The organism is Kribbella speibonae (assembly GCF_004331375.1).
GTDB classification, from domain to species: domain Bacteria; phylum Actinomycetota; class Actinomycetes; order Propionibacteriales; family Kribbellaceae; genus Kribbella; species Kribbella sindirgiensis.
Genome location: NZ_SJKC01000002.1, coordinates 303,120 through 315,491, shown reverse-complemented (window position 1 = coordinate 315,491; position 12,372 = coordinate 303,120). Strand labels below are relative to the sequence as shown.

General features: G+C 68.4%; 11 protein-coding genes. 5 read left to right on the top strand and 6 right to left on the bottom strand.

The window, feature by feature from the left end; genetic code table 11:
- Nucleotides 1-30: 30 nt before the first annotated feature.
- Both E0H92_RS14925 and E0H92_RS14920 read left to right on the top strand, forming a co-directional pair.
- On the top strand, nt 31-960 hold the full coding sequence (locus tag E0H92_RS14925; protein ID WP_131462101.1) for a Mom family adenine methylcarbamoylation protein: 930 nt from the start codon (nt 31-33) through the stop codon (nt 958-960).
- Nucleotides 961-1,221: 261 nt separating this feature from the next.
- On the top strand, nt 1,222-1,527 hold the full coding sequence (locus E0H92_RS14920) for a hypothetical protein (RefSeq protein WP_131462100.1): 306 nt from the start codon (nt 1,222-1,224) through the stop codon (nt 1,525-1,527).
- 2 nt (nt 1,528-1,529) lie between these two features.
- On the opposite strand, the gene E0H92_RS14915 is transcribed toward E0H92_RS14920, so the two are convergent.
- From E0H92_RS14915 to E0H92_RS14900, 4 genes are all read right to left on the bottom strand, one after another.
- Nucleotides 1,530-3,038, bottom strand: coding sequence for a PfkB family carbohydrate kinase (locus E0H92_RS14915; RefSeq protein ID WP_131496662.1), 1,509 nt, complete (start codon nt 3,036-3,038; stop codon nt 1,530-1,532).
- Nucleotides 3,039-3,096: 58 nt separating this feature from the next.
- Nucleotides 3,097-3,342 (bottom strand): hypothetical protein, encoded by a 246-nt coding sequence (locus E0H92_RS14910; RefSeq protein WP_131462098.1) that lies wholly within the window; start codon nt 3,340-3,342, stop codon nt 3,097-3,099.
- Nucleotides 3,343-3,566: 224 nt separating this feature from the next.
- Entirely contained in the window at nt 3,567-5,099 is a 1,533-nt protein-coding gene (locus E0H92_RS14905; protein ID WP_131462097.1) for a PfkB family carbohydrate kinase, read from the bottom strand.
- A gap of 91 nt (nt 5,100-5,190) precedes the next feature.
- Nucleotides 5,191-6,948, bottom strand: a complete 1,758-nt coding sequence (locus E0H92_RS14900) for an SCO7613 C-terminal domain-containing membrane protein (RefSeq protein WP_165549796.1) — start codon at nt 6,946-6,948, stop codon at nt 5,191-5,193.
- A 525-nt stretch (nt 6,949-7,473) separates the two neighbouring features.
- Here E0H92_RS14900 and E0H92_RS14895 point away from each other — a divergent pair.
- On the top strand, nt 7,474-8,139 hold the full coding sequence (locus E0H92_RS14895) for a class I SAM-dependent methyltransferase (RefSeq protein ID WP_131496660.1): 666 nt from the start codon (nt 7,474-7,476) through the stop codon (nt 8,137-8,139).
- A 1-nt stretch (nt 8,140) separates the two neighbouring features.
- Here the strand turns inward: E0H92_RS14895 and E0H92_RS14890 are convergent, their stop codons facing one another.
- Together E0H92_RS14890 and E0H92_RS14885 are read right to left on the bottom strand one after the other, a co-directional pair.
- Entirely contained in the window at nt 8,141-9,547 is a 1,407-nt protein-coding gene (locus E0H92_RS14890; protein ID WP_131496659.1) for a metallopeptidase TldD-related protein, read from the bottom strand.
- Nucleotides 9,544-11,055, bottom strand: a complete 1,512-nt coding sequence (locus E0H92_RS14885) for a TldD/PmbA family protein (RefSeq protein WP_238173438.1) — start codon at nt 11,053-11,055, stop codon at nt 9,544-9,546. Before E0H92_RS14885 ends, E0H92_RS14890 begins: the two co-directional genes overlap by 4 nt.
- A 115-nt stretch (nt 11,056-11,170) precedes the next feature.
- On the opposite strand from E0H92_RS14885, the gene E0H92_RS14880 reads away from it, so the two are divergent.
- Nucleotides 11,171-11,680: an RNA polymerase sigma factor gene (locus E0H92_RS14880; protein WP_238173437.1), complete on the top strand. Its 510-nt coding sequence runs from the start codon at nt 11,171-11,173 to the stop codon at nt 11,678-11,680.
- Nucleotides 11,677-12,336, top strand: a complete 660-nt coding sequence (locus tag E0H92_RS14875) for a hypothetical protein (protein ID WP_131496656.1) — start codon at nt 11,677-11,679, stop codon at nt 12,334-12,336. The genes E0H92_RS14880 and E0H92_RS14875 overlap by 4 nt, the downstream gene beginning before the upstream one ends.
- Nucleotides 12,337-12,372 lie beyond the last annotated feature (36 nt).

Sequence of the window (12,372 nt, the reverse complement as noted above, 5' to 3'; positions counted from 1 at the left end):
AGAAATCATCTCTACGGTCGGCAGTCGATCATGCTGACGACTGCCGTCGTCGCGAAAGCCGATAACGCCTACCTGAATCCCGAGTTGCCGCGCACATTTCGTACGGAGGATTCCCGCACGCAATTCACGGACCGGCTGCTCGATCTCGCGCCGCCGCTGTGGGGCGTGAGCCGGCGCGAACTCGTCGTACGGACCCGGCTGCACCTGCCCTGCTACGCGGACTCCGCGGGTCGCGTGGGTTACCTGGGTGCGCTGGCCGTTGTCACCAGCAACGCGGCCCGGCTGCGCAGGGATCAGCATGCAGTTCGTCACCTGATTCCTCGGCGGGAGTATTCCCTGTCGGACCTCGAGTTCCGGAAGGTCGGCGAGGACGCCGATCGGGTCCTGGGCAGCCTGCACTACCTGCGGAACGCCAGACGCGGTTCTCTCAACTTCGCCCTGGTCGACAAGATCAGCGGTACGCCGGTGACCCTGTGCAGCGTCTCGCCACTGGAGTGGAAGCGGGTGGCGGACCAGCTCGCTCTGCAGTTCGGCTTGCCGCAGGAGTCGGTCTGGGATCTGTCCCGGGTGTACTCGTTCGACGCGGCGCCTCCGAACGCGGTGTCGTACCTTCTCGCGCAGGTGCGCAAGTACTTCCAGAAGCGCGGCGACGTCAAACTGTTGACGACAGTCGTGGACCCGAACCTGGGGTTCACCGGATCCAGCTACTTGGCGTCGAATTGGCAGCGTTGGATAACTGTCCGAGCCCGGCCGTACCTGTATTACCGCGGCAGCTATATGAGCCTGCGCCAGATGCGAGTGGCCTTTCCGGCGATCCGGAGTATCGACGAACTCTGCGCGGCGGATCGGCGGGCCAGGAGAAGCGTGGTCGACCTCGACGACTCCTGGATCTTCTGCTGCCGGATCCGCGGCGCGACGGAACGTTTGGCGCCGGAGGAGCAGCACCGCATCCTCCGCTGAGCCGAGCCTGCTAGCATCGCGCGGGTGACTCTGTGTGGTTGCCCTGCTACTGCGGCCTGCTCGTGCTGGGCAGCGCGGCTGCCGGCGTACCGAGCCCTCATCTCGACGGCGTGGGGCGAGAAGACGGTCCATTGGCGCTTCGCCGATCACAGAGATCGACCCTCGACGGGTCAGTGCGGCGTGACCTCCGCCTGGCTGCTGGCGGTGCTGACCGAAGTTCACCACCTACCGGCGGTCTATTGCTACGGCGATGTGTGGGCCGTGCGTGAGTCATCGGAGAGCCTTCCGGATCATTGCTGGCTGGAGATCGGGCCTCCGGAGAACCCTGACCGGCGAATCGTCGACCTGACGTGCGACCAGTCCCTGACCTTCGCCGGCGAAGGTGTCCTGTGCTCGTCCCACAGCAGCATCCGCACGACCTACGGGGTCTCCTACGAGGCAAGTCTCCGGCTCGGTCCCGAGGAGCTCGACCAGGACGAGGTCCAGGATCGGCTGGGACAACTTGTCACGGCCCTCGGTCCCGACCATCTTCCGGTCCTGCCCGAGCGGCTGAAGAGATTCTTCTGAGGTCAGTGCCGGCTCACCTCGAGCAGATCGTTGATGCGTCGGCGGGTCGGCAGCGAGTTCCGGCGTGGGAAATCGGAGGCCGCGCACGACATGGCAGCCGTCGCCCAGCGGGCTACGTCCTCGGAGAACTTGCTCTCGTTGTCGATCAGCTGGGCCGCCAGTGCGGCACAGAAGGCGTCGCGAGCGACCGACGACTCCTTGTAGATCGCCGGGGGCGCGGCGATCTGGAGGACGTCGCGCATCGGACGTGAGTACGCGTTGCAGCCGCCGGTGACGAGCAGGCACAGAGTCTTGACGCCGAAGGCAAGCAGCGTGCGTGCCGCGGAGTCGGGGTCGAACGCGGAGTGGCGCGCGAACGGTTCCAACTCCCACGCGTGTGCGACGAGGTAGTCGATCTGCGCGAGCGTGTCGGCCGAGACCTCGTCGTCGGTGTACGGCTGGCCGGGGGTGACGATCACGATCGGACGGTCGTCGGACCGATCGTGCGCCAGCGCGACCGTGTCCTCCAAGGTGTCGCGGGGCACCTCGAACGTGACCAGGAGTACGTCGCTTCCCGTGAGCTCCTCGCGGCGGTCGAACACGTCGCTGGACTCCAGGCGGATCTGTTTCTCGTTGCGCCAGTTGACGGCGATGCTGTCGCCGAGCTGTTGCTGGAACACCCCGGTGAAGGGCGTGTCGGCGTTCGGGACCCGCTTGAGGAGCGACGTGTCCACGTGCTCCCTCTCGAGGTAGTCGACGATCGCGTCACCGAACCGGTCGGTGGCTACCGCGGCCACGAGCGAGGTGTGCAGGCCGAGCCGCGCTGAGGCAACTGCTTGCATCAGGCCTTTGCCACCAGGGGAGAGGCTGAAGCCGAGCGCCTCGGTCGATGTCTCGGGAGCCGGAAGCTGCTTGGTCCGGAAGGTGGCGTCCATCACCGCGCCGCCGACAACCACAACCCGGCCACGCGACGAGTTGTCCGAGGTGGGTCCGGTGTCCGTCCGTACGACGTTCTTCGCCCCGACCGAGTAGATGTCCCGGCGAGCCAGTTGGTACGCGAGCTCACGCAGTACGGCCAACTCCGTCGTACCGCGCAGATAGCGGTCGCTCGGCGCTGGGATCGGAGCTGCGGACAGGGCTGCGTGCAATGGATGCCAGTGGCTCAGGAGCGTCTCCCGGCGGCGGCCGAGGGCGAGCTCGTACAGAGCCCGGGTGACATGCGTGTCGATGCCGGCTTCCGTGAGCGGCTGCCCGAGAACACCGAGCCCGAGCACCGCGTCCGCGACGATCCGTTGGGAATCGTAGAGATCGTCGCGGACACAGTCGCAGACCAAGGCAACTGCCGCGTCAGGAAGATCGAGTTCGTGGACGTTCGCGTAGCGGCGGGTCGCGGCGAGGCCCAGCAGTGGCTCGGCTACCGTGCGGTCCGCGCGGAGACGCTCGGCGGTGAGGCCATCATGCGTCCGAAGTTTCTCGAGGGCGTTGGCGAGCACCCGCACCTTCTCCGACTGGTCTTCGCTGCTGTCGAGCATTGGGCCTCACCATCTCTGTGATAGGCGCCGTGGCCCGCCGGCCACGGCGCCAAGTGTGTCAGCGTCCTAGAGGTGCGGCCGACTGTGCAGTGGTGTCCGGGTGCCCGGCCTGCACGCCGGCGGGGTCCACGTCGCTGTGGATCGTGTCGATGTCGCGGACCGCCTCGACGATGGAGTAGACGCCGAAGAGCGCCGCGGTCATGGCCAGTGCGCCGAGGAAGACGAGTACCTTCCTCCAGTTCTTGGCGATCGCGAACGAAAAGCCGAAGATGAGCATCAATGCGAGTGCCTGGTTGGTCGCCATGGCGTCCCTCGATCCTCGATCTCGCGCGGCCGGCGGGCTCCGGGCTCGGACTCCCTGCCGACTCCGCTGAAGGCGCTGTGGTGCCTCTGCTTCGAGCGTGACAGGAGCAGTTGTGGCCGCCAGAGTCGGATTTGTGGCGCCGCAGTCCGACTTTGGCGCCGTCGGACCGGCCTGTCGGGCGGTGGGCTTTGCCAATTCGGTGGCCGGCTTGCCAGTTGGCAGATTCAGCTGGCCGCGTCGCGTGGCAGTTGGGCGGCGTAGTGTTCTTCGACGGTCGCACGGGACGGTCGGGTGGTGGGGGCCCGGTGGTAGGTGTCGGCGAAGCTTGCCATTGCGGCGGCTGCCCAGAGGAAGGTGTTGTCCGTGCGGGATCGGTCCTCGATCAGGCGGGCGGCCAGCGCGGCGCAGAAGGCATCCCGGGTGATCGACGCTTCCTGGATGTTCCGGTGCGGTCTGGGCAGTGCTGTCGCCCTACCTTGCTCGTAGACGCTGCCGCCATCGGGAACGCTCAGCAGGCACAGGGATCTCAGGCCCCGGCTCAGGAGGTCGTCGCTGAGCAGTTCAGGGTCGTACTTCGCTTCGTCGGAGAAGGCGAACCCCTCGAGCTCCCACAGGTGTGCGACGAGGTAGTCGATCTGCTGGAGCAGCGGGCTGACCAGGTGCCCGTCCGAATACGGTTGCCCCGGTGTGACGATCACGACGGGCGGAGCCGCCGCGTCAGCGACCACGTCGAGAACCCGTTTCAAGACCGACTGCGGGAGCTCGAAGGTCAGTAGCAGTACGTCGCAGGCGGACAGTGCGTCGGCATGCCGATCGATGGTGGCGACGCCCAGCTCGATGTCGCGGAACACCGCGGCTGAGCTGTTGCCGTACGGCAGCTCGTAGATTCCGGTAGCCGGCGTTCTGGCGCCGGGTCGCTCGACTCGGTGGAGCAGCGAGATGTCGACGCCTTCGCGTTCGAGGTGGGCCTCGATCTCGCGGCCGTCGTCGTCGCCCGCCACCGCGGCGATCAGGGACACGTCGAGGTCCAGGTGGGCGGCCGCGACGGCCTGACTGACGCCTTTGCCGCCGGGGGTACGGGCGAACGCCATCGCCATGGTGGAGGTTCCTACGGGCGGCACCGAACCGATGCGCCAGGTGTGGTCGAAGGCGGCCCCGCCGACCACGATGACCTTCCCGGCCGCGGTGGCGTCGACGGTCTGCGCCGTCGAGATCGCGAGCGGTTCGCCAGGTGCGGAGACCTCGAACGTCGACCTCGGATTGACGAGCAAGGTACTCAGTCGTTCGAAGACTTCTCGTTCGAGGCGGCTGCGGAGTGTGTGTTCGCCGGGTGCCGGCCCGGCCGGAGGTGCTGCGTCGAGCGCGCGGTGGAGCGCATGCCATTGATTCACGAGGGCGAGTCGCCGATCGCCCACACCGCCGCCGGCCAGGCGGTGCAGATCCCGGAGGGAGATGTCTTTCCGGGACTTGTAGGTCTCGAGATAGATGCCCAGGTTGAGAATCGCGTCGGCGATGATGCGGTCGGTCGGCGACTCGAGTTCCGCGACCTGTTCAGCGATCACACTGATCGCCGCCTGGGCAGGCTTCCGACCGGTCTGGACAGCCTTGTTCTGGACGATCGGAAGGCGCAGGAGGTTCTGGGCGGTACCCGGCGCGGCCAGACGTTTGACGGTCAGTCCCTCATGCCCTCGGAGCGCGAGAAGCACCGGCGCCAGGTAGGAGCCGTCGGGCGTTCCTTGGTGTAGAGGATCGGACATGCGTCCCCCAACGCAGTAGCCAACAGTCTCATTATGCGTTGGGGCGGTCGGCGGAGGGTGCCGTGCCAGCGCGTCGCGGCAAACGTTTGTGTCAGCGGAGGTTTGATATCCAGCGGGTGGCTTGTTTGGCTTGGGTTAGGCGGCGTTCGTAGGTGGCTCCTGTGGTTAGGAGGATTAGGCCGGCGGTGGCGAGGGTGATCCAGCGGGGGATTAGGGGGGCTACTTCCAGGAATTGGGCGATGCCGATTTTGGCTACTGCTGCGGCGCCGATGATGAAGGGGGACTGGAGGGAGCGGCGGACGCCCAGCAGGATCAGGAGGACGGCGGCGGCTACTACGAGGGTTGCGCGGAGCCAGTTGTCGGTGGTGTCGGCGGCGAGGGCGGAGGGGGCCAGGCCCAGCATCAGGCCGGGGCCTAGGAAGACCCAGCTGGGTTGGTTGCGCCAGGCAACGATTCCGACGGCGAGGAGAATGAGAGCGGGCGGGATGGTGTACCACTCGAGGGTGTGCTTGTCGGCGCCGAGCATGAAGGTGGTGTTGGCGATGACGAGCAGGAGCGCGGCCAGGAGCAGGGCAGGGCGGCGGCGCGGGTTCATGCCGTAGGCAATCAGTGGGGCGGCGACGATGGTGAGGACCACACCGGTTGCTGTGAAGGGTGATGCCGAGACAGCGGCGATTTCGGCCAGTACGGCGGCGCAGGTGGCGGTGGTGAGTAGTACGGGTTCGAGCGGCTTGGCGACGTACCCGCAGGTGACCGCGATGCCGATGGCGGCGACAGCGGCGAGCGCGACGGCGGCCGGCCACGTTCCGACGTACCCGTCGAAGGCGAACAGGACGATCGCGAGTTGGGCGCTCAGGCTGGCGACGGCGGCGCTGGGGACCGGGTCGGTGAGTTTGCGGACGGCGGCGAGGACGGCCAGTACGGCGAGGATCGCGGCCAGGTAGCCGAGTTGGCGGATGTCGTCCGTGGCCAGGCAGTACGTGAGGTCGACGGCGGCGACCGTGATGGTGGCTGTGTGCAGGATGATCGCGAGTTTGCCGGTACGGCGAGCCGCGACGAGTTCTGTGATGGCGAGGGCCGTGGCGAGGGCGGTGGTGAACCAGCGGCTCGGGCCGGGGAGCTGAGGGAGCGTGGTGGCGACCGCGAAGGCGGCGGCTGCGGCGCAGACGAATTCGCCGAAACCGGAGGGGAACGCCGCGGGGAGCGGGCGCTTGTGGAGGATCGCGATGCCGGTCGCGGCGGCGAGGCAGACGACTGCGGCGGTGGCGATCGTGATCGAGAGGGTGGTCGTGGTCAGGAGGCCCGCGAGGGTGCGGGTCATGCCGGCTCCGAGGATGCCGCAGAAGACGACGGTCGCGGTGACGGAGCCGGTACGGCGGACGATCGCGGTGCCCTTCGCGGACAGGATCAGCGTGCCGACGACCTGGACCAGGAGTGCGCCGAGGAGGACCGGGAGGCTGGTCCGGTCGATCAGGACCAGCGGGATCGGCAATTGGGCGGCGATGACGGTGGTGACGCCGTACGTGACGACCTTGGGGGCGAGGCGGGTCATCAGGAGGGCGAGTACGGCGATGGTTGCGAAGACGATCGCGCTGTACGTGACGCCGTCGACGGCTGTGGGCGGGATCAGGCCGAGGGCGCGGGCGCCGTACAGGTCGACGGTGAGCAGGCCGGTGCCGAGGATGCCGAGGGCCTCGGCGGTGCCGGCCAGGGCGCGGCGGCTTGCGGGGATGGAGGCGGCGAAGGAGAGGGCGGCGAGGGTGCCGATGATCGCGGCCTGGGCGGCGACGGGGAGGCTGTCCCAGTTGACGGCGAGGAAGGTGACGCCGGCTGCCAGGAGGAGGAGCACGCCGAGGGTGAGGAGGGTGGCCTGGGGGCTGAGGCGGCGGATCCGGGAAGGTCGCGGGGGTTGGTTGCTCGGGGGTTGGGGGAGCGGGCGGGGGTCGCCGAAGGTGGTCGGGTACGGCGGGCGGGTTCCGGATGCAGGCCTGCCAGCACGGGCCGCAACAGGCGCAGAGGCAGGCGGTGCGGCAGGCGGTGCGGCAGGCGGTGCGGCAGGCGGTGCGGCAGGAGGTGCAGCAGGGGGTGCTGGGGGAGGGGGTGGGTGGATGCCGAGGTGGGGTGGGGGTGTGGGGAGGCGGAGTTCGGGTTGTGGGTAAGGCTGTGGATAAGGGGCGGGCTCGAGCGTCAGGTGGAGCTGGGTGCGGCAGGTGGGGCAGGTGATGGCGGCGGTCGGCATCGAGTCCTCCTCGGGTCTTGTCCACTGTCCCGAGAAGGAACGGTCCGCCGCTTGAGTACGTCTACTCAAAGTTCTGACGTAGGCTGGCGCGGTCTGCCGATCGTCCAGACCGGCGTGACGAACACGGGGAGCACCATGCATACAGGGCAATCAGGGCATGTCGAGCTCGCGAGAGCTCAGCAGGAACGTTGGGACTCGGCGTACGCGAAACGCCCGCAACTGCACGGACTCGAGCCATCGGCCGCCGCGCGGCAGGCTGTGGAGAGGTTCGGTGCCGCAGGCATCGATGACGTGCTGGAGCTCGGCGCCGGCCACGGCCGGGACGCGCTTTTCCTGGCCAGACAGGGATTCAGCGTGCACGCCACCGACTTCAGTGAGACGGCGCTCGACCAGTTGCGGCACGAGGCGCAGCGTGAAGGGCTCGACGACCGCGTCACCGCCGCGTTGCACGATGTCCGCGACCCGCTGCCGCCGGCCGACGGCGCGGTGAACGCGGTGTTCGCGAATCTCCTGCTGAACATGGCGTTCTCGCCGTCCGAGCTGCGATCACTCGTCGCCGAGATCCGCCGGGTGCTCAGCCCGGGCGGGGTCTTCGTGTACGCCGTGTGGTCGACCGGCGACCCGTGCGCCCGGGACTGGCGGCAGCTCGGTGACGGACTGTCGGTGCACGACGGCTTCGTCGGCCGTTTCTTCGACGAGGACCTGGTGCGTGAGCTCGCCGAGCACTGGCAGCTCGACGAGCTCACGCCGTACCACGAAGGCGACCGCGTGCTGTGGCGAGTAGGACTCACCAAGCAGTAGGTCAGTTCGCCTGGCTGACGCTCGACATGTTGAAGTCGGGGACCAGCAGCGGCGGGGTCGCGGTGCGGGAGAAGTAGTCGCCCCATTCCCGCGAGTACGACGGAACGGTCGCGCCGGCCGTGGTGAAGCGGGCCAGCAGGTCGACCGGGCTTTCGTTGAAGCGGAAGTTGTTGACGGCCCCGGTGACCTCGCCGTTCTCGACCAGGTAGACGCCGTCGCGGGTGAGGCCGGTGAGCAGCAGTGTCTGCGGGTCGACCATCCGGATGTACCACAGGCAGGTCACGAGCAGTCCGTTGTCGAGTCCGGCGACCAGGTCGTCGGTCGAGCCAGTTGCCCCGTCGACCGAGACCACGTAGTTCTCGATGTCCGGGGTGGCCGTGGGCGCGCCGATCAGGCCGGCGGTGTGCCGGCTGGTCATCAGGTGCTCGAGTTTGCCGCCGCGGATCCAGTCCGTGGCCGCGAGCGTGAGCCCGTTGTCGAAGACGCTAGACGAGCCGCCGGACGAACGCGCCACCGCGAACGCGAAGGCCTCCAGGCCGGGCAGCGCCGGGTCGGAGTGCAGTGAAACCGGCTGTGACGACAGCGTGTCACCGAGCCGCGTGCCGCCGCCGGCCTTGGAGAACACGGTCCGGCCCTCGAAGGCGTCCCGGCCGTCGAGCTGCCAGAACAGGTACGTCATCAGGTCCGCGACCGCTGCCGGCGGGAGGATCGTCGGGTGCCGGCCGGCGTCGACCGGCACGGTCCGCTGCGCCCAGCCGAGCCGGCGGGTGAGCTCGGCGTCGAGCGCGAGCGCGTCGACGTCGGTGAAGTCGCGGGTGGCGGTGCCGACCCAGGCCGAGTGGCTCAGGTCGGTGTTCTTGCCGGTCGACGACACGTACCCGCGGGGGAGCGCCTGGCGCAGCCGCAGTCCCGTTGACGAACCGACGTACAGCGTCACGACCTCGTGGTTGGCGAACCCGTACAGCCTGCGCTTCTCGTCGGTGGCCCGCTTGAGCGATTCGCCCAGTGACGGCGCGAACTTCTCGTACACGCCGACGGACGTCTCCTCCGGCTCGAGATCCCAGTCCGCACCCACTGCACCGTCGACGAGCGGGCGGGCGTCCTCGGCCGGGCCCGCGGCGCGGGCGGTCGCGATCGCGGCGGACACGATCTCGCGCAACGAGTCGTCGGTGACCGAGGAGCGGCCGACGATGCCGGCCGCCGTACCCTCGCCGGCGCCGACCGTGGCGATCACGGTCACGCTCGAGCCGCGCATCGCGCCGTTCGTGGTCAGGGTGTTGTTCGCCCAGCGCAGGTTGGTGCTGGACGTCTCGGCGACGAGTACGACGCAACCGTCGGCGCCCTCGGCCGCGGCCAGGGCGAGGCCCCGCTCGATCGTGTCCTGCGGGGTCAGTTGAATGCCCGTCACCGGCCGGCCTCCTGAGTGGTGTTGAGAATGCGGACGCCGCGGAACAGTGCGGACGGGCAACCGTGGCTGACCGCGCCGGACTGTCCGGGCTCGGCCTTGCCGCAGTTGAGGGCGCCGCCGAGAACGTACGTCTGCGGGCCGCCGACGGCTTCCATCGATCCCCAGAAGTCGGTGGTCGTGGCCTGGTACGCGACGTCGCGGAGCTGGCCCTCGAGCTTGCCGTCGGTGATCTTGTAGAACCGCTGGCCGGTGAACTGGAAGTTGTACCGCTGCATGTCGATCGACCAGGACTTGTCGCCGACGATGTAGATCCCGTTCTGCACCCGGCTGATCAGTTCCTCGGTGGACGGGCCGTCCGCGGCGGGCTGCAGCGAGACGTTGGCCATCCGCTGGATCGGGATGTGGCCGGACGAGTCGGCGTACGCGCACCCGTTGGAGCGCGGTGTGCCGAGCACGTCCTCGTTCTTCTTCGCCATCCGGCGGTCGACCTGGTACCCGACCAGGATGCCGTCCTTGACCAGGTCCCACTGCTGGCCCGCGACGCCCTCGTCGTCGTACCCGACCGTGGACAGGCCGTTCTCCGCGGTGCGGTCGCCGGTGACGTGCATGACGGGCGAGCCGTACTTCAGGGTGCCGAGCTGGTCGAGGGTGGCGAAGCTGGTGCCCGCGTAGTTCGCCTCGTAGCCGAGCGCGCGGTCGAGCTCGGTGGCGTGACCGATGGACTCGTGGATCGTGAGCCACAGGTTGGACGGGTCGATGACGACGTCGTACGTGCCGGCCTCGACGGTCGGCGCGGCCATCTTCTCGGCCAGCCAGCCGGGGATCTGGGCGAGTTCCTCGTCCCAGTTCCAGCCGGTGCCGGTCATGTACTCCCAGCCGCGACCGGCCGGCGGGGCGGTGGAGGACATCGAGTCGAACCGGTCCTCGGCGACGGCGTGCGCGGTGATGTCGGGGCCGATGCGGACGCGTTGCTGCGTGTACGACGTACCGGCGGTGTTCGCGTAGTACTTGCACTCGTGGATGGTGGCGACGTGGACGCTCACGTGGGCGACGCCCTCGGCCTTGAGCAGCCGGTCGCTGTAGTCGGTGAGCAGCGCGACCTTCTCGGCCCGCGGGACGCTGAACGGGTCGATCTCGTACGACGAGATCCAGGTGACGTCGTCGTACGTGGGCTCGTCGGCGAGCTCGATCGTCTCGGCGTTGATCGGCCGGGACACCTGGGCCATGTTCACGGCCTGCTCGGCCAGGCCGACCGCTTCGTCGGTGGTGAGCGCGACGCCGGCGGCGAACCCCCAGGTGCCGTCGTGGATCACGCGGACGGCGAGACCGAGGTCCTCGTCGTCCTTCGCGCTCTCCAGCACACTGTCGCGCAGGGAGATGGACTCGGACCGGATCCGCTCCAGCCGGAACTCGGCGAACGTGGCCCCGAGGTCACGGGCCCGCTGCAGAGCGGCCGCCGCCAACTCCTGCCGGGGGAGAGCGAGAAAGCTTGCGTCGATATCAGGCACGACCCCGACCCTATACACGGGAACCTGGAGATGATCGGCGGTGTAGTGCCAGTGTCTGGAAGTAGACAGGAGGCTCTGGATCAGTCTGGGTGACGAAGCTGCGATCTTGGCTCGGGTGCGTGGTGGGGAGTCTACTGCGTACGGCGAGTTGGTGGATCGGCATGCCTCCGTGGCGAAGCGGACCGCGGTGTTCCTGGGCGCTGGAGCGGATGCGGACGACGTGGTGCAGGAGGCGTTCGTCAAGGCGTACCGGGCGCTCGGTGGGTTCCGGGAGGGTGCGGCGTTCCGGCCCTGGTTGTTGCGGATCGTGGCGAACGAGACCCGGAACGTTCTGCGTGCTCGTGGACGCCGGGCGCGCCGGGAGGAGCTTGCGGCGCCGCTGGACGTCGTACTGGATCCAGCTGACGTGGCTGTGTCGTTGGAGCGTCGTACCGAGTTGCTGACCGCCGTACGCGCGCTGCCCGAGCAGATGCGGCTGGTGGTGACCTGCAGGTACCTGTTGGACCTGGACGAGCAGGAGACCGCGGTAGTACTCGGCTGGCCGCGCGGAACCGTCAAGTCACGACTGCACCGCGCACTGGGCCGGCTGCGTGACGCTCTACCCGACAAGGAGGTGCAGCGATGAGTCTCGAAGACGAACTGCGGTCCGTCGGACGCTCAGCCGTCGTACCTCCCGCAGACGACGGCCTGACCGCTGCAGTGCTGTCACGGGTCGCAGGCATCCCGGTGCGGAAGCGGCTGCGGGACCGGTGGCGGACGTTCCTGGCCGGCTTTCTCATCCTGATCGCGGGCGCCGCGCTCACCCCTCCGGTACGCGCGACGGTTGCGGAGTGGCTGCACATCGGGGGAGTCCAGGCGGAGCCAGTGGGCACCGGGCCGAGCACTGCACCACCACCTCCGACGGTGGGCGGTCACATGTCACTGGAGGCCGCTGCACGCGTCGCTGGCTTCACGCCACAGCTCCCCAGGGCACTGGGTACGCCGACGGGTGTAGAGGCCTCAAAAGGCTTCCTGGCGATCAGCTGGGGCGGTGTGCGATTGGAGCAGTTCCAGTCCGGGATCGAGCCCAGGTACATCAAGCAGTACTACGGCGGACTCGACTACGTCCCCGAGATCCCGGGCTTCTGGTTCCGTACGCCGCACCAGCTGATCCTGGTCGACGAACGCGTCGTACGGATCGCCGGACCGACACTGGTCTGGGAGCGCAACGGTGTCACGTTCCGTCTCGAAGGGGTGGTCGACAAGGCCCGTGCAGTGGAGCTGGCGACCGGAACCTCCTGACCACCGGCGGTGTACCAGCAGCAAAGGGAACCCGTA